The organism is Halalkalicoccus sp. CG83, from assembly GCF_037081715.1.
GTDB classification, from domain to species: domain Archaea; phylum Halobacteriota; class Halobacteria; order Halobacteriales; family Halalkalicoccaceae; genus Halalkalicoccus; species Halalkalicoccus ordinarius.
The window spans coordinates 116545-140840 of record NZ_JAZDDH010000001.1; the positions used below are offsets into that span (position 1 = coordinate 116545).

Below are 24296 nucleotides of genomic sequence, written 5' to 3' on the forward strand. Positions count from 1 at the left end.
GCAGACGCGGCCCCGGCGTGCCGACCGTCCGGCGTCGCGCCGCCGGGCCACCGGGCACCCGCCCGTGACGATAGGACTACGGGCACCCGGCTCGTAGCGGATCGGTACGAACGTGTTGCCAGGCTCTACCGCGGCGCCGGTGCGGACGGACGGGAGCGGAGACGAGACCGACCGAACGCATCTCGTCTGTCCGTCGTGCGGCGAACGTCACCCGGTCGACTCGGAGGCGCCGATCGAGTGGCGCTGTCCCCGGTGTCGGATCCTGATCAAACAGACCGACAGGATCGAGGCGCTCGTCCAGTTCGCCGACCGCAACAGCGTGACGGACCACATCGACGTCCCCGATCGCTGCCGGTACTGCGAGAGCGAGCGCGTCACCTCCTGGACCACCGAGGACGAGGAGTGGGTTCGCCACCGGTGCCAGGAGTGTCGGCGCGAGTGGACCGAGAACACGGGTCGGCTGGCCGCGTTCTTCGACTGGGGGGCGAACTACCTCCGAGTGCGGGGTTGGCTCTGAGACGCTCCGACGGCGTCGCCACGTCGGTAGTCCCACCCGATCGAACCGGCGGGGGTGTGAACGAGGACCCCAACCTTTTCTCCGTAGCCGGTGAGGGGCCGGCATGGCGCCACGGATCACCCGGATCGAGGTGACGGAGTTCTCCTACCCGCTCGAGGACGTTGGCACCGACGAGAACGGATTCAACCTGATCTACGAGCCGGGATCGACGCTCGAGAGCTCGACGCTCGCGCTCAGGGTACACACCGACGCGGACGTGACCGGCGAGTACGTCCTGGTCACCTCGACCTCGTCGGACCAGATCGCCACGTGCGCGAAGTACCTCGTCGGCAGGAACCCGCTGAAACGCGAGCGTCACTGGAGCGAGCTCAAGCGCGGGCTCCGCAAGTACGACCGGATGGGGATGGGACCGCTCGACGTCGCGCTGTGGGACCTCGCGGGCAAGCTCTACGACGCGCCGATCCACGAACTGCTCGGAACCTACCGCGAGCGGATCCCGGCGTACGCCTCGACGTATCACGCCGACGACAACGGCGGGCTCGACTCCCCGGAGGCGTACGCCGACTTCGCCGAGGACTGTCTCGAGCTGGGCTACTCGGGCTTCAAGATCCACGGCTGGGGCGGCGGCGACGACGCCCGGGAGGTGGGCCGCGAGATCGAGACCGTCCGAGCGGTCGGCGAGCGCGTCGGCGAGCGGATGGACCTGATGCTCGATCCCGCCTGCGAGTACGAGACGTTCGCCGACGCGCTGACCGTCGGGCGGGCGTGTGACGAGCAGGAGTTCTTCTGGTACGAGGACCCCTACCGCGACGGCGGGATCTCCCAGCACGCTCACCGGAAGCTGCGCCAGCAGCTCGAGACGCCCATACTGCAGACAGAACACGTCCGCGGGTTCGAGCCGTTCACCGACTTCATCGCGAACGAGGCGACCGATTTCGTCCGCGCCGATCCGGAGTACGACGCGGGCATCACGGGCGCGATGAAGCGCGCGAGGGTCGCGGAGGGGTTCGGCCTCGACGTGGAGTTCCACGCGCCGGGACCCGCCCAGCGCCACTGCATCGCCGCGACGCGCAACGCGAACTACTACGAGCTCGCGCTGGTACATCCGGACTGTGACAACACCCAGGCGCCGGTCTACGAGGGTGGCTACACCGACCAGCTCGACGCGATCGACGACGACGGCACGGTGCCGGTCCCCGACGGCCCGGGACTAGGCGTCGAGTACGACTGGGAGTACATCGAGGAGCACGCACTCGGCGAGCGGACCTACGAGTGAACCCGAGTAACAGGCGTTAAGTGGGGCCTGCGAGACCGTACGTGTAACGTCATGGCATCGACTGATTCACAGCGGTTCGATCGGGGAGGCCGCTGATGGCGGGGGAGTCGTCGTCGATCACGGAGCGCGCGTCCGAGCGGTTCACGACGCTCGCGTGGGTGTTGATCCCCGTCGCCGTCGGGATCAACGTCGTCGGCGGGACGGTCACGAACTTCCTTCGGATCCCGGTCTACCTGGACGTGATCGGGACGATCCTGCTCGCGCTCCTGGCGGGTCCGCTCGTCGGGGCCGTCGGCGGGATCCTGACGAACCTCGTCCTCGGGGTGACGCGCTCGCCGACGATCATCCCGTTCGCGGTGGTCAACGCCGCGATCGCGCTCGTCGCGGGCTTCTTCGCGATGCGTGGCTGGTTCCGGATCCACGAGACCCGTGACTACGCGAAGCTCGCGGGCGTCGGCGTGGTGGTGGCGCTCACCTCGATCGTCATCAGCCTCCCGATCGTCGTCACGCTGTTCGGCGGGCTGACCGGCACCGCACCCGACATCGTCGTCGGGGCCTTCCTCGCGGCGGGCTTCGACCTCGTGCCCGCGGTGCTGGCCTCCCAGCTCGTCATCGAGCCGATCGACAAGATCTCGAGCGTCGTGATCGCGTACTTCATCGCGAAGTCGGTCCCCGAGCGGTATCGCCCCTCCTTCGGCCAGCGGGCGCTCGGACGCGACCGCGATCGCGATCGATGAGCACGCCGAGCGCGAACCCGAAAGCCGAGACGGACACGGCGACGGATATCGACGTCGAGGCGCTGATCGAGAACGCCGAGGGGGCGGACTCGCTGTTCGAGTACCGTCCCGGCTCGAGCGTCCTCCACCGCCTCAACCCGGTGACCAAGCTCGTCTGCAGCCTCGCGCTCGTCGTGATCGCCTTCACCCTGCCGAACTTCTGGGGCCCGCTCGCGCTCTCGGTCGTCCTCCTCGGGCTCGTCCTCCTCGCGGGCGTCGCGAAGCCCGTCCTCGCGGCCGTTCTCGCGGTGGGAGCGCCGCTCGCGCTCTCGCTGGTGGTCATCCAGGGGCTGTTCTACCCCGAGAACGAGACCGTCCTCGTCGCGATCGGCGTGCCCGTGATCGATCAGCTCGCGTTCTACAGCGAGGGCGTCGAGTTCGCGCTGTTGGTCCTGTTTCGCCTGACGGTGTTGATGATCGCGCTGCTCGGGACGATCGTCACGACTCACCCGAAGAAGCTGACGGTCGCGCTGATGGAGAAGGGCGTCTCGAGCAAGATCGCGTACGTCTTCATGGCCGCGCTGCAGTTCATCCCACAGATGCAGCGACGTGCACGCTCGATCCTCGACGCACAGCAGGCACGGGGGCTCGACACCACCGCGAGCCTCGCGAGCCGCCTCAAGTCCTACGTCGCGCTGATGGCGCCGCTGCTGATCGGGACGCTGATCGCGACCGAGACCCGTGCGCTCGCGCTCGAGTCGCGCGGGTTCACCCGAAAGGGAGAGCGCACGTACCTGCTCGACGTCTCGGACGGCACGTTCGACAGGGCGCTTCGCTGGCTGTCGGTCCTCGCCGCGATCGCCGTCGTCGTCTGGAGGGTCGCGCCGTGACCCGGATCGCCTTCGAGGACGTCGCCTGGGAGTATCGGACGGGCGACGGGCTCGCGCTCTCGGGAGTCGACCTGGAGATCGAGTCGGGCAGCTTCGTCGGCGTGACCGGTCCGAGCGACGCCGGAAAGTCCACGCTCTGTCGGCTGATCCCCGGCTACATCCCCCACTACTTCGACGGCGATCTGGAGGGGAGCGTCCGGGTGGGTGATCGCGACGTGAGCGAGGCCTCCATCGGCGAACTCGCCGAACGCGTGGGGATGCTCTTCGAGAACCCGTTCGACCAGCTGACGGGCGCGAGCACCACCGTGATCGAGGAGGTCGCCTTCGGCCTCGAGAACCTCGGTTACCCGCGCGAGGAGATAATCGAACGCTCGGTCGAGAGCCTCCGACGAGTGGGAATCGAGGAGCTGATCGATCGCAATCCTCAACGGCTGTCGGGCGGCCAGTCCCAGCGGGTCGCGCTCGCCTCCGTGCTCGCGATGGCGCCGGACGTGCTCGTGCTCGACGAGCCGACCTCGCAGCTCGATCCCCACGGCGCCGACGCCGTCTTCGACATCGTCGCCGACATGAAGGAGCAGGGCTACACCGTGGTCGTCGTCAGCCAGCGCCTCGACCGGCTGGCGCCCCACCTCGACCGACTGCTCGTCGTGGACGAGGGCAAGGTCGTCCACGACGGCACCCCGGAGAAGGTCTTCACGACGCCGGGGATCGACGAGCTGATCGACGTCCCCGAGGCGGTTCGGGTGGGCCGCCGGCTGCACGGGTCCGACGGCGCCCCGGAAAGCGTGCCGCTGTCGGTCGCCGAGGCCATCGAGGAGCTCCGTCCGCACGTCGCGAGCGTCACGAGCGAGGCCGGCGACCGCTCCGACGACGGAACTCGATCCGAAACCGACGGGCCGGCGCCCGCCGGCGACCCGCGCGTCGTCCTCGAGGACGTCCGACACGTCTACGAGGGCGGCGTCGAGGCGCTCTCGGGCGTCAGCCTCGAGATGTCGTCGGGGTGTGTCTGTCTCGTCGGGCAGAACGGCGCGGGCAAGACGACGTTCGTCAAGCACATGAACGGGCTGCTCGAGCCCTCACAGGGAGTCGTCCGGATCGAGGGGATCGACACCCGCGAGGCCCGCGTCGCCGAACTGGCGCGCCACGTCGGGCTCTCCTTCCAGAACCCCGACGACCAGCTCTTTCACGACACGGTCGACGAGGAGATCAGATACGGCCCCGAGAACCTCGGGTTCGACGACGAACGGGAGGACGAGACGGTCGAACGGGCGATCGAACGCCTCGACCTCGAGGACGTCCGCGGGCGCAACCCCTACGATCTGGGAATGCCCCGCAGGAAACGCGTGGCGGTCGCCTCGGTGCTCGCGATGGACACCGACACCGTCGTCCTCGACGAGCCCACTGGCGGACAGGACGCCCCCGGAACCGCCCTCCTCGGAGCCGCGATCGAGCGGCTGGTCGAGGCGGGGAAACTCGTCGTCGTCATCACCCACGACGTCGGCTTCGCACGCCGATACGCCGACCGCGTGATCGCGCTCGGCCAGGGCGAGGTACTGCTTGACGGAACCGCGCGGGAGGTGTTCGGTCGACCCGACGTGCTCGCCGAGACCGACGTCGATCCGCCGACGGTCACGAGGATCGGCCACGAACTCGGTCTCCCGACCGTGCTCTCGATCGACGAACTGTTCGGGTACGTAAACGATTAGAGGGCCGACTCGATCGCCTCGGCGAGCGCGGCGCGAAAGCGCACCTCGTCGAGGTCGGTCGCGACGCGGCCGTTCTCCGGTTCGTCGGTGACGCCGTACTCGTCGGCGAGCAGCGCGCCCCGGGCGGGCCCGTCTCCCGTCTCGATCTCGAACGCCCGTTCCTCGACGGTGAGCACGTCGTCGGCGATGCCCGCGATCACCGCCGCGTCGTGGATCGGCGAGTGCTCGAGCCCGTAGCGTTCACGGACGTCATCCGGGTAGTAGGTGAGCCACTCGCGAACCGTCTCGCCGCGCGGGCCCGAGAGGTCGAGCGTGGCCGGATCGATCGTCGCGCGCGTGGTCACGCCGAGGCCAACGAACGTCGGTCGGGCGCTCTGGAGGACGCGACTCGCGGCGTCGGGATCCGCGTGGAGGTTCGCCTCGGCGGCCGGCGTCCGGTTGCCCGGCGCGTAGACGGCGCCGCCCATCACCACGATCTCACTGAGGTACTCGGGGAGGTCGGGGTCGATCGACAGCGCGAGCGCGATATTCGTGAGCGGGCCGATCGCCGCGATCGTCAGGTCGCCGTCCTCCCGGGCACGCTCGACGATGAACTCCGCGGCCGACGCGTCGATCGGCTCCTCGGAGGACGGGGGAAGCCCGCCCCGCAGGCCGCCCTCGCCGTGGATGAACTCCGCGGTGTCCTGGCGCTTGACGAGCGGCCGGTCGGCGCCGCGGGCGACCGGGAGATCGCACTCGAGGAACTCGAGGATCGAGAGGGCGTTACGGGTGGTGTTCTCGATGGAGGTGTTGCCGGCGACGGTCGTCAGTCCGACGACGTCGAGGTCGGATTCGAGCGCGAGCAACAGCGCGAGCGCGTCGTCGCAGCCCGGATCGGTGTCGATAAGCAGGGACATGGCCCCGCCTACGGCGGCCGAACAGTAAAGGTTCAGTCGGGGTTCGAGGGATTAGAGGCCGGCGACGTCCTCGATGGCGTCCGTGAGCGCCCGGATCGACTCCGCATCGTGTTCGCCCATGTGACCGATGCGGAACGTCTCCTCGCCGAGTTGCGAGCCATAGCCGTTCGAGAAGACCATGTCGTACTCCTCGCTCACGGCGTCGATGGTCGCGGCGACGTCGATGCCCCGCGTGTTCTCGATACAGCTCACGGTCTGGGACTCGTAGCCCTCTTCGGAGAACGTATCGAAGTGTTCGTGCGCCCACTCGCGGGTGTACTCGGCCATCTCGCGGTGGCGTTCGTCCCTCCCTTCGTGACCCTCCTCGATCATGTGTTTCATCTGTTTGCGGTAGGCGAGCATCACCGGAATGGCCGGCGTCGAATGGGTCTGGCCCTTCCGGTCGTAGTAGTCGAGCGAGCGCTGGAAGCCGCCGTACCACGACGCCGAGTCCTTCCCGAGTTCGCGCTCGTAGGCGTCGTCGCTCACGACGCAGACCGCGAGCCCCGGTGGCATCGCGAAGGCCTTCTGGACCGAGGTGAAGATGACGTCGATTCCATGCCTATCGATGTCGACGTAGTCGCCGCCCAGCGCCGAGACGGCGTCGACGACGAAGTACGTCTCGGGAAACTCGGCGACGACGTCGCCAATCTCCTCGATCGGGTTGCGGACGCCGGTCGAGGACTCGTTCATCACGCAGGTGACGGCGTCGTACTCGGCGTCGCTCTCCTCTAAGGCCTCGCGGACGTCCTCGGGCTTGACCGCCTTCCCCCACTCGTACTCGAGGGTGTCGACGCGCTTGCCGAGGCGTTCGGCGACGTCGGCCTGGCGTTCGCTGAAGCTCCCACAGGTCGTCACGAGGACGTCCTCGTCGACGAGATTGAGGATCGAACTCTCCATGAACTCCGTCCCCGAGGCCGTGAGGACGACGACGTCGTTGTCGGTACCGAGGAACTGCTTGGTGTCCTCGACGATCGTGGTGTAGAGGTCGGTCATCCGATCCATCCGGTGGCCGAACATCGGCTGGGCCATCGCCTCGATGACGTCCTCGCGCACCTCCGTCGGACCCGGGATGTACAGCGTCTTCTCGTCGTAGTCGTCCGTGTACTCGCGTCCGTCGGTCACGCGAACCACCGCTTGTCGAGGTCGAGTGACGGGAACTGCTCGTCCATACCCCGCCCTTCGCCCGCGAGGGGATAAGCCCCGTGGATGGCTGCAAATGCCGCCATCGTATCGGCTCCCGCCCACGCAAGCACCACGACTTACCCATGTACGTTGCAACCTACCAACACTATGTGGGCCACCAGCCGGACACGGTTCGGAGGGGAGCAATGAACGGATCGCGCAGGGCGTTCCTGGCGGCGACCGGAGCGGCCGTCGCGACCGGGATCGGGGGCCAGCCCGCCGCGAGCACGAACGCGGAAGCGAAAACGGCCGAGGGGGTCGCCGTGAGCGGGGACGCGCCGGCGCTAGCCGACGTTCTCGGAAGGTTCGAGCGGGAGCATCCCGACGTCCGGGTCTCGGCCGTCGACGGAAAGTTCGATCGGTTCCTCCGGAGCGAGACGGACGTCCACCACGCGACCCGCCCGATGACCGCCGACGAGCGCGAACGCGCGAGCGAGAACGGCGTCGAGTTCACCGTCGCCGAACTCCCCCTCGGCGGGATCGCGGCGCTCGGGCAGGGCGAGGGCTGGTGTCGGTGTCACCGGGAGCGCGACGGGGACGCCTTCGAGGACAGGGACGGCGTCGCGACCTGGAGCGAGCTCCCCGGAAAGGTGCCCGCGGACCTCGATCCGGCGGACCTGCCCGAGGAGGGAACGGACGTCCTCGTCTGCGGAACCAGGCCCCACCAGTACGCCACCGGCCACGGCGGCGTCGGCCTCTACGAGGCCGCGCCGGCCGCGTTCGCTCCGTTCGACGGAGGGGACGACCGGCTGACGCCGGTGGTCGGAGTCGAGTTCGCCTACGTCGACCGGGCGGCGCTCGAACGTGAACCGGTCGCGGCGCTCTCGCGGTTCCAGGAGGCCGCAACGAGCGACGTCGAGCCCTTTCCCATCGACGACGGCTGATCGGCGAGCGCGCGGATCGATACCACCCGTCGACGAACAGAGGAATCCATGCGAATTTATTTAGTTAATTTCATGTGATAGTATAATTATTTCGTAGAGTGTATTTATTGACTCTCGTTCCGTCCGTGGAGACGGAGGAAAGAGAGATGTTCTATCACGATAACGAACTTCAGTACCCGGTCGAGGTGGAGGAGCCGGACCCGGCGTTCGCCAGGATGCTCCAGCAGGCGATCGGCGGCGTCGAGGGCGAGATCCGCGTGTTCATGCAGTACCTGTTCCAGGGGATGAACCAGCCGCCGGAGAACCAGGGGATGCGGATGCTGCTCTACGAGACGGCGATGGAGGAGCTCGGCCACGTCGAGATGCTCGCGACGGCGGTCGCGAAGAACCTCGAGGGCGCGCCGGTCGGCCTGCGCGAGGAGATGTCCCAGGACGGCGCGGTCAACGCCGCGATGCACGGCTACCTGCCCCGGCAGTTTCTCTCGGCGGGCTTCGGCGCGATGCCCGAGGACAGCCAGGGCAACCCGTTCAGCACGGACCACGTCTACGCGAGCGGCAACCTTGCGGGCGACCTGTACGCGAACGTGACCGCCGAGGCCACCGGGCGAACGCTCGCGACGCGGCTCTGGGAGATGACCGACGACCCGGGCATGAAGGACATGCTGTCGTACCTGATCGCCCGGGACACGATGCACCAGAACCAGTGGCTCGCCGCGCTGCAGGACCTCGGCGACCCGGACGACGCGTTCGACCACCTGCCGGTGCCCGACAGCTTCCCCCAGGAGGAGGAGAACCAGGAGTTCGACTACCAGTTCCTCTCCACGACGAGGGAGCCGACCGACGACCCCGAGCAGCCGTGGACGACGGGCGACTCGGTCGACGGCGAGGGCGAGTTCTCGTTCGGCCGCCAGCCCGGCGGCGGCGAGCCCGAACTCCCCTCGCCGGACCCGCGGACGTACAACGACCCGACGGAGTAACTCACACCTGTCCGTCCCGCCTTTTTCGCCGGCCGCAGTCCTATGAGCGTCGCGCCCGAACGGCCGGGGATGACCGACGACCTTCGAGTGATCGTCTCCGGCGGGTCGATGGGCGGGCTGTTCGCGGCGCTCGCGCTTCGCGAGGCGGGCTGTGCGGTGGACGTCTTCGAGCGCGCGTCGGGCGAACTCGAGAGCCGCGGGGCGGGCATCGTCGCCCAGCCGCGGATGATGAAGTACCTAAAGGAGCGCGGAGTCGCGGATCCTGACGAGCTTACCCTCACTGCCGATCGCCGGGAGTACCTCGAGCGCGACGGAAGCCTCCGTCGGGAGCGCGCCGACTCGATGGCGTTCACCGCGTGGGACGCGCTCTACCGCCGGCTCCGCGGAGCGGTCGCCGACGAGCGGTACCACGCGGGACGGCGGGTGGTCGGGTTCGAGCGCGACGGGGAGGGGGTGACGGTCCGGCTCGAGGACGGCGAGCGCCGGGCGGACCTGCTGGTCGTCGCCGAGGGCGGTCGCTCCTCGACCCGGGAGAAGCTCCTCCCGGACGTCGCCCCGGAACACGCCGGCTACGTCGCGTGGCGGGGACTGGTCGACGAGAGCGACGTCCCCGCGGATCTCCTCGAGCGCTTCGAGGGGACGTTCCCCTTCTACGAGGGCGAGGACGGGCTGATGCTGGGCTACCTGATCCCCGGCCCCGACGGGAAGACCCACGAGGGCGCGCGGCGGCTCAACTGGGTCTGGTACGACGACGTGGACGGCGGACGGCTGGGCGAACTGCTAACCGACGTGCGAGGGGTGGAACACGAGTTCTCGGTGCCGCCGGGGGCCCTCCAGGACGAGGTCGAACGCGGGCTCCGAACGGCCGCCGACGAGCGGCTTCCGGAGCTCTTCTCCGAGTCGGTCCGGGCGACCGACGACCCGTTCGTCCAGACGATCTACGACCTCTCGGTCCCGCGGATGGCGTTCGACCGCGTCTGTCTGCTCGGCGACGCGGCGTTCGTCGCCCGCCCGCACACCGCCGCGGGCACCGAGAAGGCGGCCGCCGACGCGATCGGACTCGGCGATGCGCTCGCGGAGGGCGGGGACCTCGCGGACGCGCTCGCCGACTGGGAGACGGACCGGCTCAAGGCCGGGAGGGAGCTGGTCGCCCAGGGAGCACGGATGGGAGACGGCTACATGAACTGAGGAGCCGATCGCTCGACCGCCCCGCGCGCACGACCGGCCGGGGATTGTAGTGGCTGGCGACCCTCGGAGCAGCCATGCCATCGCTCACGTACGACGAGTGGAAGGACGCCCAGGAGCGGACGACCGTGTCGGTCGACGGACACGATCTCGACGTCGCGTACTACCAAGACGGCGAGGGAGAGGGCGATCCCGTGGTGTTCCTCCACGGCATCCCCACCTGTTCGTACCTCTGGGCGGAGGTCGTCCCCGCGATCGCCGAGGAGCGCCGCGTGATCGTCCCCGACATGGTGGGCTACGGCGAGTCCGACATGAGCGACGGCTTCGACCGCTCGATCCGTGCCCAGGAGGAGATGATCGACGGGCTGCTCGAGGGGCTGGGGATCGACTCGTGTGCGTTCGTCGGCCACGACCTCGGCGGCGGGGTCGGACTACGCCTCGCCGCCCACCGACCCGAGCTGGTCGACCGGCTGGTGCTCTCGAACGCCGTCGCGTACGACTCCTGGCCGATCGAGACCATCGTCGACCTCGGCCTCCCGGAGACGGCCGAGGAGACGAGCGTCGACGAGCTCCAGGAGCTGCTCGAGGGGCTGATGGAGAACACCCTGGTCGATCCCGAGCGCAGCGAGTGGTTCGTCGAGGGGATGAAGACCCAGTGGGGCTCCGAGGAGGCGCTCGTCTCGCTGGTGCGAAACGCCGCGGCGACCAACACCAACCACACCACCGAGATCGATCCGGCCGGGATCGAGGCTTCGACGCTCCTGCTCTGGGGCGCCGACGACGAGTTCCAGCCGATCGAGTACGCCGAGCGACTGCGTGACGACATCTCCGAGGCGGAGCTGGTGGGACTCGAGGACGCGAGACACTGGGTGCCCGTCGATCGTCCCGAGGAGTACGCCGAGCGGCTCTCGGCGTTCCTCCTCGACGGCTAAACTGTTCCACGGAGGAGAGCTGAGGCGAACGAACGACGTCCCGAAACGCACCAACGGAACCGACGTTCCCCGCCGATAGGTAGCGATACGTTTCGGGGAACCGGTCGTACCGATCGGGATCGGACTACTGTCAGCGATCAGTATAGTCAGATTCCTGTCCACGACGGTGATATCGATCGATAACGGAATTTTTATACAGAACATGTCCATCAACGGATAGTGGCGTACGAGGAGTAGCGATCGCCACGGGCGAGGAACCGGTGACGCGACCGACCGATACGACCACCATCCATGAACGTACCATCCACTGAGCAGTCACGACGAACGGTACTGAAAATGACCGTCGCCGGCGCGCTCGCCGGAACGGTACCGTCGACGAGCCTCGCACAGGAGGGCGACTGGACGGAGACGGACGTCCCGACCGAGAGCGGACTCGCCAGCGCGGCCAACTCGCTGTTCGGTCCCGTCGCGGTCGGCGACGGGGGGACGCTCATCTCGCGGACCATCGCGGGCTGGGAGACGCTGCTCGAGACGGGCCCGACGACCGAGTCGAACCCGCTGAACGACGCAGCCGTCACCGACGACGGCGAACACGTCTGGTTCGCCGGCGGCAGCGGCGTCATCGGCCAGTACGACATCGTCGAACACGAGCTGACCGACTACTCCGCGCCCGGCGTCGAAGAGGAGGACGGCAGCATCAACGAGATGACGAGCACCTGGGAAGCACTCGACGTCGCCGGCGACGCGGGCGAGGAGCAGGTCGTGCTCGCGAACGGTTCGGGCGAGGTCCTCGCCGGTGAGAAGACCGCCGAGGGCGGCATGGACTGGGGGACGGTCGTCGAACCCGGCTCCGGAACCACCATCACGGGCGTCTCACTCTACGAGGTCGGCTCGGGCTTCGTCTGCGATACCGAGGGCGCGGTCTACGAGACGAAAGACGGCGGCGAGAGCTGGACGGAGATCGGCATCTACGCGGACGACACGGCGCTGCAGGACGTCTCCGCGGTGGCCGGCGACGATGCCACCACCGTCGGCGAGAGCGGCTCCGTCTTCGAGTACAACGGGGTCGGCTGGGAGGAGATCGACGTGGGCGAAGAGGCCGTCCTCGCCGTCTTCCGTGACGGCCAGGAGGGCCTCGCGGCCGGCGGAAGCGGATTCGTCTACGAGCGAACCGAGGAGGACGACTGGGAACAGCTCGAGACGCCGGCGGAGAGCGATCTCCGCGGCGTTACGCTCAACGATACGGACCAAGAGTTCCCCGACGTCGCCGTCGGCGCCGGCCCCACCGCGATCGAGCGGGGCGAGTACGTGGCGCTCCCCCAGAGCATCACTCTCTCGAACGACGTCTCGGCGACGATCGAGTACCGGATCGAGATCGAGGGCGAAGCCGAGGCGGTCGACGCCGATGCCGACGTCGAGGACGGAACCGTCACCGGGGCACTCGAGGGCGGCGACACCCACGAGTTCGCGTTCGACGGACGGATCGTCGACTTCGAGGTCACGCAGGGGCCGCTCCCACAGCTGACCGTCGAGGTGAACGGCGTCGAGGTCACGCCGCTTCGCCTCGCGGACCTCTCGTGGCGGGCGGCCGACTCGCCGGTCGGTAGCGTCCTCGGCGGCGTGGCCGCCACGTCCGCGCCGATCGCGGTCGGCGAGGGCGGCGTGGTCCTCCGACGCGAGGACGACACCTGGTTCGCGATCGAGGACGACGGCCCGACGGGCAACTCCAGCGCGCTGCTCGATGCGGCCGCGACCGACGACGGCGAGGCCGGATGGATCGCGGGCAGCAGCGGCGTGATCGCCCGCTACGACGTCGAGGCGGACGAGTTCGAGGACTACTCCGCGCCGATGGAGATGACGAGCACCTGGGAGGCCGTCGCGGTCGGCGGCGACGCGGACGAGGAGCGACTGGTGTTCGCGAACGGCTCGGGCGAGGTGCTCTCGGGCCGGTACGACGGCGAGACGGTCGAGTGGGGCGAGGCCGTCAAGCCGGGCGGCGGCTCGAGCGTCGGCGGGGCAGCGTTCCTCGACGAGTCGACGGTCTACGTCACCGATACGAACTCGATGGTGTATCGGAGCGACGACGGCGGGGAGAGGTGGGAGAGCATCGGCGTCGACGGTGCGAGCGTCGCGCTGTACGACGTCGCGGCCAGCGCCGAGGACGACGTGAGCGCGACCGGCGGCGACGGCTCGGTGTTCCGGTACAACGGCGCCGTCTGGACCAAGAACGACGCGGGCGAGGAGTCGCTGTTCGGGATCGATCGCGACCTCGACTACGGCATCGCGGTCGGCGGAAGCGGATCGGCCCTGACCAGGAGGCTCTACCGCTGGGAGGAGGACGAGACGCCGACCGACGCGACGCTGCAGGACGTGGTGTTCACCGACGACTTCCTCGAGATCGCCGTCGGCGAGGACGGGACGATCCTCGAGCGCGACCGGGACTGACTACTGACTGCCGGCCGATCCCGGCGGGACGATCGCGATTCGAGCACGATCGGCCGATCGCGAGTCGGAGCCGGTCTCGGCCCTCGCGGGAGACGGCCCGTTTTTATGCTGACGGCCGAAAACCACCCCAAATGACGACGCCGAGCGAGAACGGCGACGAGAACCCCTATCTGCGGGAGCCGCCGACGGAGTTCGAGCCGGTCGAGGAACTGGACGAGCGGGAGGCCGAACGCGAGGCCCGACAGTTGCGGGAGGCGATCCGGTACCACGACCACCGCTACTACGTCGAGGGCGATCCGGTCATCGCGGACCGAACCTACGACCTGCTGTTCCAACGCCTCCAGGACCTCGAGGACTCCTTCGGCCTGCAGACGCCCGACAGCCCAACGCGGCAGGTCGGCGGCGAGCCGCTCGACGAACTCGAGACCGTCGAGCACGTCGCGCCGATGCTCTCGATCCAGCAGAGCGGCGACGCGGCGGACGTCAGGGAGTTCGACGAGCGGATGCGTCGCGAAGTGGACGGGGACGTCGAGTACACCTGCGAGCCGAAGTTCGACGGCCTCTCGATCGAGGTGATCTACGAGGAGGGGGTCCTCGAGCGCGCGGCCACGAGGGGCGACGGTCGTGCGGGCGACGACGTGACCGAGAACGTCCGCACCATCCGCTCGATCCCCCAGCGGCTCCGGGATGATCATCCGGAGTTCCTCGCGGTGCGCGGCGAGATCTACATCCCGCGGGACGCGTTCCAGGCGTACAACCGCGAGCGCGTCGAGCGCGGCGACGAGCCGTTCGCGAACCCGCGAAACGCCGCCGCGGGCACACTCAGACAGCTCGATCCCTCCATTACGGCGGAACGCCCGCTCGACTGTTTCTTCTACGACGTGCTCGACTCGAGCCGGGAGTTCACCACCCAGCGAGAGGAGCTCGAGTTCCTGGAGACGTACGGGCTGAAGACCGACGATCGCGCCGAACTCGTCTCCGACGTCGAGGAGGCGATCGACTACCGCGACCGACTGCTCGAGGAACGCGAGGCGCTGAACTACGAGATCGACGGCGTGGTGATCAAGCTCAACGACAAAGCGGCCTGCGAGCGGCTGGGAAGCACCTCCCGGCACTACCGGTGGGCGTTCGCCTACAAGTTCCCGGCGCGAGCCGGCGAGACCGCCGTTCAGGAGGTCGCACTCCAGGTCGGGCGCACCGGACGGCTCACGCCGGTCGCGCTGCTCGATCCCGTCGACGTCGGCGGCGTGACCGTCTCGCGTGCGAGCCTCCACAACCCCGCGGAGATCGCCGAGAAGGGGGTGAACGTCGGCGACCTCGTCCGCGTCGAGCGGGCGGGCGACGTGATCCCGTACGTCGAGGAGGTGATCGAGAAGCGTTCGGAGGGATACTTCGAGTTCCCCGATGCCTGCCCCGTCTGTGACAGCGCGATCGAGCGCGAGGGCCCGATCGCCTTCTGTACCGGTGGGCTGGCCTGTCCCGCCCAGCTCCGGCGATCGGTGGAGTACTACGCGAGCGACCAGGGGTTGGACATCGAGGGGCTGGGCGGCGAACGGGTCGACCAGCTGCTCGAGGCGGGGCTGATCGAGGAGAGCGTCGCCGACCTCTACCGGCTCGAGCGCGAGGAGCTCCTCGAGCTCGAGGGGTGGGGCGAGCGGAGCGCCGAGAACCTGCTCGCAGAGCTCGAGGCGTCGAAGGAGCCCCCGCTCGCGGCCTTCCTCTCGGCGATCGGCATCCCCCACGTCGGCGGGGCGACTGCCCGCGAACTCGCGGACGCGTTCGGTGATCTCGATGCGGTGATGGAAGCGAGCGATGACGAGCTCGAGGCGGTCGACGAGATCGGCCCCGTCGTCGCGAGCGAGATCCGCGACTTCTTCGACAGCGAACAGAACCGTCGGGTGATCCGCGAGCTCCGCGAGGCTGGCGTCGAGCCCGAGGCCCGCGAGCGCGAGGAGGGCGACGCGTTCGCAGGGACGACCTTCGTGTTCACCGGATCGCTCCCCGACCGGACGCGCAGCGAGGCCACGGAGGCGATCGAGCGCCGAGGCGGCTCGGTGACCAGCAGCGTCTCGGGCAACACCGACTACCTCGTCGTCGGCGAGAACCCGGGGACGAGCAAGCGCGAGGACGCCGAGGCGAACGACGTGCCCGAACTCGATCCGGAGGAGTTCGAGGCGTTGGTGGAGACGGACGAAGAGTCGAGCGAGCGAGAGTCGTCGAACCAGCGGACGCTCGAGGATACGTTTCGATAGCTACGGATCGGTGTACCGTTCTTCGCTGCGGTGATGACGAGGGCCACTACGCCGATCGCCAACGGGCCCTCCAAACCCATCCGCCGATATCCGGCCGTACCTCCCACGAGAATGCTGTTACATATCCGACGTGATGGAAGACGGGCTAGAGGTCGGCCTCGCGGAAGACGAGGTAGCCGAGCACCGGCGGGACCACCAGCCAGGCGAGGAAGGCGAGCGCCACCATCGCGTTCGAGAAGTACCACGCGAGGGGTTCGAGCGCCTGGCCGTAGATCTGTCCCGCGAGGCCGCCGCCGAAGGCCGCGAGGCGAGCACCCAGGGCGTCGTTCGTCCAGAGGATCGCCGCGATCGACTGGTAGGACTCGGTGGGGTTGAACAGCAGCGTCGCGAGCTGGATCTCGACGAGCGTCTCGAAGCCGAGGTCGGTGTACTCGTTCAGCAGGTTGACGAGCCCCTCGGCGAACTGTCCCCAGAACAGGGAGAACATCACGTAGATACCGACATTGCCGAACATCGCCCGGCGGCGGGTCGCGGCGGCCGCGCTGATCCCGACCGCGAGGGCGACGAAGACCACGCCCAACAGCGCTGACAGCAGCGCGAACGCGACGTAGCTGCCGACCTCGATCGAGACGGGCGTCGCGAGGAAGACGACGGCCGCCGCGGCGAAGCCGACCAGCACGGGGATGACGATCACCGCGCTCCGGCCGATGACCTTCCCGACGAGCACGTCCCGGCGTGAGTGGGGCAGCGAGAGCAGCAGCTTCATCGTCCCTGAGTCGCGCTCGCCGGCGACCGAGGCGTACGCCAGCGCGATCGCGACGATCGGGATGAAGAAGGCGATCAGCGACGAGAGGATGCTGATGAACGCATCGGAGGTGAGCTGTTCGCCGGTCTCGGCGGCGAACAGTCCGCCGACGTCCCGAGCGAGGAAGTACGCCGGCACGGTGAACAGCACGACGAACACCGCCGCCAGCGCGAGCACCGTCCACGAGCGGATCGAGTCCTGGAAGTCCTTCCGCGCGACGGCCTGCCAGCTCATGCTGCCTCCCCCGTCTCGCCCTCGGTGTAGGTACGAAAGAGGTCCTCGAGCGAGGCCTCCTCGGTCTCGAAGTCACGAACCCCGACGCCCTCCTCCTCGAGGGCGTTCAGCACCGACGTTTTGGAGCCGTTCTCGACGCCGACCCGCAGGTCGGTGCCGTCGGCCTGGACCGAGGAGACGCCGGGGAGCCCGCGCACCCGCTCGACGGCCCCCTCGGGCAGGCGTTCGGTCGTGATCCGGAGCGTCGCCTCGGTTCCGGCGGCCTCCCGGAGCCCGGAGACGCTGTCCTCGGCGACCAGCCGCCCCCCGCGGAGGATTCCCACGCGGTCACAGACCGCCTCGACCTGCCCGAGGACGTGACTCGAGAAGAACACCGTCGCACCGCGATCGACCTCTTCGCGGACGATCTCGCGCATCTCGAGGGCGCCGTTGGGGTCGAGCCCCGTCGAGGGCTCGTCGAGGATGAGGAGTTCGGGCTCGCCGACCAGCGCCATCGCGAGCGCGAGACGCTGGGTCATCCCCTTCGAGTAGTCGCCCGCCTTCCGGTCGGCGGCGTCCGCGATCCCGGTCCGCTCGAGCAGCGCGTCGGGGTCGTCGTTCGCCGCCTTCGACTCGATCGCGAACTCGAGGTGCTTTCGACCGGTGAGCCGGTCGTAGACGCCGAACCCCTCGGGAAGGACGCCGGTGCGCTGGCGGACCGAGACGCTCTCCTCGCGGGCGTCCCGACCGAGCACCTCGATGCGGCCCTCGCTGGGCCGGACGAAGTCGAGGAGCATGTTGATCGTCGTGGACTTGCCCGCGCCGTTCGGGCCCAGAAAGCCGAAGACCTCGCCCTCCCTCACGACGAGGTCGAGATCGTCTACCGCGACGACGTCGTCGTAGCGTTTGCTCACGCCGTTCAGTTCGATCGCGGCCATTACCCGGCCGTAGTCACAGCCCCGCCATAGGTCTTTAGGTACGCGTCACCGTCAGATCGATTCGTCGGGCTCGTGGCGCTCGGCCATCCGTGCTGCCTCCTGTGCGTAGCGCTCGGCGTGCTCCTCGTCGATGGGATCGAGTTTCCCGGGGTCGACCTCGATCGCCGCGGTGACGTCCGGGTCGCTCACGGCTGCCTTCTCGGTGACGTGCTGGCCGCTCGCGTCGGTCGGCGCGTAGACGATCCGGATCAGCCCCTTGTCGTCGTAGCTCCGTTCGACCAGCCAGCACCGGATGGTCTCGGTCATGGACGGACGGTTCGCGACCGGCCGGCTTGTATCCGGCGTTGGCGCTCCGGCCGTCGCGACACGGGGGATCGCCAGCACTGATGGAGCGCGGACCCGTGGGTGGTGACATGCTCGTCGTTCCGCTGCAGGCGAACCCGGAACTGCTCGCGCTCGCGGTGGCCTACCTCGTGATTCCGGTGCTCGTCGGCTACTGGGTCTACCGCGACGCGAGCGATCGAGGGACGGGGAAAGCGACCAACTGGGCGCTCGCGACGTTCCTCTTCGGGCTGATGAGTCCCCTCCCGCTCGCAGTCGGGGTCGCGCTCTACCTCTCGGTCCGCGGAGAGTTCGGATCGGCGGCGACGACCGAGTCGGGGAAGTGACGGCCGAGACGACGCCTCAGCTCCCCGTGAACAGCGCGTCGAACAGCTTTCGTTCGGCGATCCGCAGGTGCTGTGAGAGCGTTGCCGGGGAGAGCCCGAGCAGCTCCGCGACCTCCTCGCCGGTGTGCCCCCGGGGCCAGTCGAAGTAGCCGGCGAAGTACGACGTCTCGAGGGCGGCACGCTGCTTCTCGGTGAGCCGGTCCGCGAGCACGTCCCGGAGCTCCTGTTTGGTGGTTCCGTCGTGCGTCTCCGTCCGCTGTGCGAGGAGTTTGACGCCGGCGTGGCTCTCCTCGATCGCTTCCACCACCGCTCGAACGTCGGCGTTCGGCGGCAGTTCGACGAGGATCCGAAGCTCCCCGGGGCGTATCATCGCGGTCGTGAGTCGGCCGCCGAACGCCGCCAGCGCGTCGATGAGCGGGGACTCAGAAAGCGTCAGCTCGAACGTCAGTTCGTCGTCGGTCTCCGCGAGCAGCGTCACCCGTTCGACCGAACCGACCCCTTCGACCGCGCTCCGGAACGCCGCCGCGGAGATGCCCGAGACGGTGACGAACTGGAGCATCGACCCTTCGGCCGCCGGAACGGTCCGTTGGAAGGTGATCTCGGCTCCCGCCGTCGAGGCCGCCTCGATCAGCGGGTGCTCCTCGTCGTCGATCCGCAACTCGAGTTCGAGCACCGTATCCGAGATGAGCGCCTTTCGTTGCTCGACGGCGTAGACGGTGTGACCGAGGATCTCGCCCAGATGCGTTAGTATATCTCGCTCGGGTCCGTCGAACGCCTCGGGGCAGGGGGAGTAGACGTTCAGGACGCCGTAGAGCGAGCCCTCGTGTCGGATGGGGATCGCCGCAGACGAGCGGTAGCCTCGCTCGCGCGCCGCCTCCTGCCACGGTTCGTACTCGGGGTCCTCGAGGACGTTCGTGTGGAACTGCGCTTCGTGGTCGCGTATCGCCTTCGCCGTCGGGCCGCGCCCGCTCGGTGCGTCGGGGTCGAGCGAGATCTCGATCTCGTCGAGGTAGCCCTCCTCGACGCCGGCCGCCGCCGTCGGCGACACGGCGCTCGTGCCCCGCTCGATGGCGCCGATCCACGCGAACCGATAACGATCCGCGAGGCGCTCGCAGACGGCGGTCTCGATCTCCTCGCGCGAGGTCGTCTCGAGGATCGCGTGGCTGATGTCGCGGATCACCGCGTTGAGCTGGTCGAGCGACGCGAGCTGCTCGCGTTGGCGCTCGAGCTCGTACTGGTTTTCGCTCCGCTCGAGCTCGTAGCTCGCCCAGCCGTTGACGAGCTCGACGAACGTGCGTTCGACCTCCGAGAGCGGCTCCTCTCTCGGATCGTTCGAGGAGAAACAGATCGTGCCGTAGACCTCGCCGTCGATCACGACCTGTCCACCCACGTACGTACCGAGCTCGAACGTCTCGTAGCCCGGGTCGCCGGCCCAGCCCTCCGCGAGCGCGTCGTTGACGACGACGAGTCCCTCCTCCTCGAGCACGCGCCTGCAGTACGACTGTGAGATCGGACACGACGCGCCGGGCCTGTAGAGCTCGTTGTCGGCGTGACTCTGGACGATCGTCATCGTGTCGTCCTCGATACGGGTGAAGAACCCGTACTCGAGGTCGAGTCGCTCGCAGCCGGCCTCGAGGACGCGCTTCAGCTTCTGTTCGAACGAGAGCCCCCGGGAGGTGGTGAGCTCGTAGAGTCCATGGAGCGTCTCGGCGCTGAGGCGAAGCTGCCGTTCGATGCGCTTACGCTCGGTGATGTCCCGGATGACACCGACGCGCTCGTCACCCCCGTCGCTCGGAAGTAGCGCAAACGTCGCCTCCGCCTCGAAGCGCTTCTCGCCCGCCGTTTGCAGCGTCGCCTCGAGGGTCGGCGATTCGACCTCGCCGGCGCGCATCGACTGCTCGATCTCCCGGGCGGACTTGATCACCTCGTCGTCGGCCACCAACGAGGCGTGGGTGCCGACGAGTTCGTCTCGGTCGTAGCCGAGCATCGATGCGTACGTCCGGTTGACCGACGTGAATCGTCCCGTCTCGTCGATCGTGTAGATCCCGTCGTTCACCGTCTCGACGATCGTCTCGTAGCGCTCGAGCTCCCGTTCGTGCTCGATCCGGTCGATCGCGTTCGCGAGCACGTTCGCGACGCTCCGAACGAAGTTCGCGTCGTACGTAGTGAACGCGCTGCGCTCGGTGTCGTGGGTGCCGAGGATCCCCCACGGGCTCTCGACGGGGCCGATGATCACGCTGATTCCACTCACCACGCCGTGGGAGGTCAGGAGGTCGGGACCCGAGAAGCGGGTCTCGGCGTCGAGGTCATCGACGATCACCGATTCCTTCGAGAGCAGCGTGTAGCCCGCCTGGGAGTTCTCGTCGGCCGCGACGGTGGCGGTGCCGGCGATTCCGTCACGCCAGCCGACACCCCGGCGGAGCAGCAGTTCCCGCCCCTCGGCGTCGAGATCGAGCACCTTGCAGTACTCGTTTTCGAGAACGTCCGAGACGATCTCACACGCCTCCTGAAAGAGCACGTCGAGATCGTCGACCTCGAGCGCGCGCTGGCCCAGATCGGCGATCGCGTGCTGCTGGTGCATGCGCTGTTCGAGTTCGTGCTCGTGTTCCTTTCGTTCGGTGACGTCAGCGAACGTTACCAGACCGCCCGCCGTTGCACCGCTCTCGTCGCACAACGGCGTGCCGCTGACCGAGAGCCACACGCGTTCGTCGTCCGGCAGCCGGAAGCCCATCTCGATGTCGTGGAACGTTTCGCCCCCACAGAGCACTCGCCGGGTCGGGATCTCCTCCAGGGAGAGAGGCTCGCCGTCCGGACCGATCGGATCGAAGGCGTCGGTCGATCCCACGAGCTCCTCGAGTCGGTCACCCGAACACCCGAAGATCTTCTCGGCCCGGTCGTTGACGAGGTCGAACGCACCGTCGGCGTCGAGCGTGACGATCCCGACCGGGCTCGTCTCGACGATCCGTTCGATGAGGTCGCGTTCCTCGCGGAGCGCCCGCTCGTGGGCCTTTCGCTCGCTGACGTCCCGACCGATCGCGAAGACGTACTCCCGACCGCCCTCGAGTTCGACGTAGGAGGCGTTGATCTCCGCGGGATAGGTGCTGCCGTCCTTTCGCCGGTGGACGGTGTCGACGGTTCGTTCTCCTCGCGCTCTGATCCCCTCGACGGTCTCGCGCCACGCCGCCTGCGTCGGAATCTTGCAGTCCACGTCGGAGGTGGTCATCCCGAGCAGCTCCTCGCGTGCGTAGCCGAGGTGGCGGGTGACGGTCTCGTTGACGTCGAGGAACTCGCCGGTCTCGGGGTCGTTGACGTAGATCGCGTCCGTCGAGTGGTCGACGAGGGTGTGAAACAGCTCCAGTTCCTGCTCACGCTCCTTGCGCTCGGTTATCTCGTTGAAGTAGACGGACAGACCGGTCTCGGAGGGATAGGCGTTCACCTCGAACCAGGCGTCCAGCGGTTCGGGGTAGTGCTCCTCGAACGTGACCGGCTGCTGGGTCTCCATCGCCCGGCGATACTCCTCCTCGAAGGTCGTGTCGATCGCTCCGGGGAACTGCTCCCAGATGCTCTCGCCGAGGAGATCCCTGTTCTCGGGATTGATCAGCTCCTCGGCGCGTTCGTTGAGATAGGTGAAGCACCACTCGTCGTCGAGCCCGAAGAAGCCGTCCGTCACCCGTCCGAGGAGGTCGTCGAGTTCTTTCTCGAGGCGACGCCGATCGGTAACGTCCTCGAGCGCGTAGACCGCACCGTCGAACTCGCCGTCCCCGTCGAACAGGGGCGCACAGTTCGATGAGAGCCAGACGCGCCGGCCGTCGGATCGGTCGATGCCGACCTCCTCGTCGAACACTGGGGTCCCGGTCCGCTTCACGCGCGCGAACGCCAACTGCTCCGGGTCAAGGGGATCGCCGTTCCCGTCGACGGCGTTCCACCGCTCGTCGTCGTGCGAGCGGGCCAAGATCTCCGACTCGCTGCAGCCGAAGATCGACTGGGCGCGCTCGTTGGCGAACGTCATCCGGCCGTCGACGTCGGTGACGACGATGCCGATCGGGCTCGTCTCGACGATCCGATCCTTGAGGGTTCGTTCCTCGTGGAGCCGTCGTTCGGTCCGCTTTCGATCGGTGATGTCGCGAAAGTAGACCGACAACCCGCTCTCGGAGGGGTACGCACGCCCCTCGTACCACCGATCCAGAAGCGGGTAGTAGCGCTCTCGCTCGATCGGCTCCTGGCGCTCCATCGCCTCCCAGTAGTCCTCGCGGAACGTCTCCTCGAAGGCGGGGGGGAACGGCTCCCAGATCACCGTTCCCACCAGCCGCTCCGCGGGAAGCCCGAGCAGCCGCTCGGCCCGGTCGTTGAGGTGTGTCACGCGAGCGTCCGCGTCGAGCGCCACGAACGCGTCGGTGACTCGGCCGTAGACCTCCTCGAGTTCGGTCTCGAGGTGACGCCGATCGGCTCGTTCCCGGTCGACGGCGCCGGCGAGCACGTTCGCGACGCTCCGAACGAAACCGACGTCGGAGCCGTCGAACGTCCGCGAATCGGTCGCATACGCGCCGAGAATCCCCCAGGGCTCCCCGGCGGAGCCGACGGCGACGCTGATCCCACTCTCGACGCCCTCGAAGGGGCGGTCCGAACCGCCGAGCCGGGTTTCGGACCCGAGCGCGCCGGCGACGGGTTCGCCGGCCAGCGCGCCTGCAGCCTGCGAGTCGTCGTCGGCGTCGATCGCGAGATCGTCTCCGGCGCCCGGCTCCCAGCCGACGCCCTCCCGCAGTGACAGCGTTCCCTCGGCGGTGAGTTCGAACGCGCCACAGCGATCGAGCGAGAGCGCGTCGCGGACCAGCACGACCGCGCGCTCTAGCAGTGCCGCGAGCGGCGCGCCGTCCAGCGATCGGCGTCCGAGATCGGCGACCGCCTCGTGACGCCCCGCTCCGGCGTCGTCCCGGCCGTGGACGACTGGAAGTTCGTCCACGGCCTCCTCGGCCGTGAGCGAGCCGAGGGCGGCGCGGACGACGGCCGTCACGCCAGTGGCGCTCGCGGCCGAGGCGGCCTCGTCGTCGCAGAACGCGACGATCGGGACCGCCGGACTCCCCTCGCGCAGTCGTGTCACCTCCTCGAGTCGATCGACGCCTCCGGATCCCGAGGCGTCGATCAGGAGGCAGTCGAACCGTTCGTTCGTGAGCTCCTCGAGCGCGACGTCGATCGCCGGGGTGCCGACGTGGCCGGCGCGCTCCAGCGCCGCCGTCGCGTCCCGATCGCCGAGTGCGAGTACGCGATACCTACTCGACCACTCTCTGGTCCCGTCTCGAAGAGCTACCATCGTGGCGTATAGATCGTTCTTGTTATTATATCTATTGTTGTGTTTTTATAGTATTATGCGAAAGAAAAGTCGCGGCGGGAGAAACACCAAAACACATTGGGTAAGCAGCTATGCGACAGGGGAACAACGGTACCGGCAATGATCGCCGACCTGACCGAACCCGATCTGCTGACGGAGCGCTCCGAACTATCGATCGACGAGCGGTTCTCGCTTCTCGCCGACCCTCAGCGACGGATCGTGATCGAGCGTCTCGACCGGACGGCGTCCGACGTCACGATAGAGGCGCTCGCCGACCACGTCGTCGCGGAACTGAACGAGGGTACGCTCGAGGCTGCCGCCGAACGCCGGCGAACCCTCTTTACGCTCCACCACAACCACCTGCCCCGTCTCGACGATCACGGGGTCCTCGAGTACGATCCCGCCACCGGAACCGTCACGGTGTCGTGACGTTCAAATCCGTCGAT

Annotated in this window: 19 protein-coding genes; 13 read left to right on the plus strand and 6 right to left on the minus strand. The window is 68.1% G+C overall.

The genetic code is table 11. From position 1 onward, the window contains the following. The first annotated feature begins 112 nt into the window (after positions 1–112). The 5 genes from V0Z78_RS00565 to V0Z78_RS00585 all read left to right on the plus strand — a co-directional run bounded on the left by V0Z78_RS00565 (position 113) and on the right by V0Z78_RS00585 (position 5105). Entirely contained in the window at positions 113–517 is a 405-nt protein-coding gene (locus tag V0Z78_RS00565) for a hypothetical protein (protein WP_336342672.1), read from the plus strand. A 103-nt stretch (positions 518–620) separates the two neighbouring features. Next, the gene (locus V0Z78_RS00570) at positions 621–1793 is read left to right on the plus strand and encodes an enolase C-terminal domain-like protein (RefSeq protein ID WP_336342673.1); all 1173 of its coding nucleotides are present in this window, start codon (positions 621–623) and stop codon (positions 1791–1793) included. 95 nt (positions 1794–1888) lie between these two features. Next, positions 1889–2530 carry an ECF transporter S component gene (locus V0Z78_RS00575; protein ID WP_336342674.1) on the plus strand — a complete coding sequence of 214 codons (642 nt, stop codon included), beginning with the start codon at positions 1889–1891 and terminating at the stop codon, positions 2528–2530. Continuing rightward, the gene (locus tag V0Z78_RS00580) at positions 2527–3399 is read left to right on the plus strand and encodes an energy-coupling factor transporter transmembrane component T family protein (protein WP_336342675.1); all 873 of its coding nucleotides are present in this window, start codon (positions 2527–2529) and stop codon (positions 3397–3399) included. The genes V0Z78_RS00575 and V0Z78_RS00580 overlap by 4 nt, the downstream gene beginning before the upstream one ends. Next, positions 3396–5105, plus strand: a complete 1710-nt coding sequence (locus V0Z78_RS00585) for an ABC transporter ATP-binding protein (protein ID WP_336342676.1) — start codon at positions 3396–3398, stop codon at positions 5103–5105. Before V0Z78_RS00580 ends, V0Z78_RS00585 begins: the two co-directional genes overlap by 4 nt. On the opposite strand, the gene V0Z78_RS00590 is transcribed toward V0Z78_RS00585, so the two are convergent. Together V0Z78_RS00590 and V0Z78_RS00595 are read right to left on the minus strand one after the other, a co-directional pair. Next, on the minus strand, positions 5102–6001 hold the full coding sequence (locus V0Z78_RS00590; protein WP_336342677.1) for a nucleoside hydrolase: 900 nt from the start codon (positions 5999–6001) through the stop codon (positions 5102–5104). The two genes, V0Z78_RS00585 and V0Z78_RS00590, sit on opposite strands and share 4 nt — an antisense overlap. 51 nt (positions 6002–6052) lie before the next feature. Then, on the minus strand, positions 6053–7165 hold the full coding sequence (locus V0Z78_RS00595; RefSeq protein ID WP_336342678.1) for a pyridoxal-phosphate-dependent aminotransferase family protein: 1113 nt from the start codon (positions 7163–7165) through the stop codon (positions 6053–6055). A gap of 206 nt (positions 7166–7371) precedes the next feature. On the opposite strand from V0Z78_RS00595, the gene V0Z78_RS00600 reads away from it, so the two are divergent. The 6 genes from V0Z78_RS00600 to ligA all read left to right on the plus strand — a co-directional run bounded on the left by V0Z78_RS00600 (position 7372) and on the right by ligA (position 15900). Further along, positions 7372–8109, plus strand: coding sequence for a type 2 periplasmic-binding domain-containing protein (locus tag V0Z78_RS00600; protein ID WP_336342679.1), 738 nt, complete (start codon positions 7372–7374; stop codon positions 8107–8109). Between the two features lie 146 nt (positions 8110–8255). Continuing rightward, entirely contained in the window at positions 8256–9086 is an 831-nt protein-coding gene (locus V0Z78_RS00605) for a manganese catalase family protein (protein WP_336342680.1), read from the plus strand. 42 nt (positions 9087–9128) lie between these two features. Further along, positions 9129–10274, plus strand: coding sequence for an FAD binding domain-containing protein (locus V0Z78_RS00610; RefSeq protein WP_336342681.1), 1146 nt, complete (start codon positions 9129–9131; stop codon positions 10272–10274). 74 nt (positions 10275–10348) lie between these two features. Next, positions 10349–11203, plus strand: a complete 855-nt coding sequence (locus V0Z78_RS00615) for an alpha/beta fold hydrolase (protein WP_336342682.1) — start codon at positions 10349–10351, stop codon at positions 11201–11203. Positions 11204–11494: 291 nt separating this feature from the next. Continuing rightward, positions 11495–13648, plus strand: coding sequence for a WD40/YVTN/BNR-like repeat-containing protein (locus V0Z78_RS00620; RefSeq protein WP_336342683.1), 2154 nt, complete (start codon positions 11495–11497; stop codon positions 13646–13648). 131 nt (positions 13649–13779) lie between these two features. Then, entirely contained in the window at positions 13780–15900 is a 2121-nt protein-coding gene (gene ligA, locus V0Z78_RS00625) for an NAD-dependent DNA ligase LigA (protein ID WP_336342684.1), read from the plus strand. Positions 15901–16045: 145 nt separating this feature from the next. On the opposite strand, the gene V0Z78_RS00630 is transcribed toward ligA, so the two are convergent. From V0Z78_RS00630 to V0Z78_RS00640, 3 genes are read right to left on the minus strand one after another with little or no spacing between them, the layout of a single operon-like run. Continuing rightward, positions 16046–16939 (minus strand): ABC transporter permease subunit, encoded by an 894-nt coding sequence (locus V0Z78_RS00630; protein WP_336342685.1) that lies wholly within the window; start codon positions 16937–16939, stop codon positions 16046–16048. Beyond that, positions 16936–17856, minus strand: coding sequence for an ABC transporter ATP-binding protein (locus tag V0Z78_RS00635; RefSeq protein ID WP_336342686.1), 921 nt, complete (start codon positions 17854–17856; stop codon positions 16936–16938). The genes V0Z78_RS00630 and V0Z78_RS00635 overlap by 4 nt, the downstream gene beginning before the upstream one ends. A 51-nt stretch (positions 17857–17907) precedes the next feature. Further along, entirely contained in the window at positions 17908–18162 is a 255-nt protein-coding gene (locus V0Z78_RS00640) for a hypothetical protein (RefSeq protein ID WP_336342687.1), read from the minus strand. 80 nt (positions 18163–18242) lie between these two features. On the opposite strand from V0Z78_RS00640, the gene V0Z78_RS00645 reads away from it, so the two are divergent. Then, a complete protein-coding gene (locus V0Z78_RS00645) occupies positions 18243–18524 on the plus strand; it encodes a hypothetical protein (RefSeq protein ID WP_336342688.1) in 282 nt (93 codons plus the stop codon). Positions 18525–18540: 16 nt separating this feature from the next. Here the strand turns inward: V0Z78_RS00645 and V0Z78_RS00650 are convergent, their stop codons facing one another. Then, positions 18541–23832 carry a PAS domain S-box protein gene (locus tag V0Z78_RS00650; RefSeq protein WP_336342689.1) on the minus strand — a complete coding sequence of 1764 codons (5292 nt, stop codon included), beginning with the start codon at positions 23830–23832 and terminating at the stop codon, positions 18541–18543. 138 nt (positions 23833–23970) lie between these two features. Here V0Z78_RS00650 and V0Z78_RS00655 point away from each other — a divergent pair, with 138 nt between their 5' ends. After that, positions 23971–24279: a DUF7344 domain-containing protein gene (locus V0Z78_RS00655; protein WP_336342690.1), complete on the plus strand. Its 309-nt coding sequence runs from the start codon at positions 23971–23973 to the stop codon at positions 24277–24279. The last annotated feature ends 17 nt before the right edge of the window (positions 24280–24296 follow it).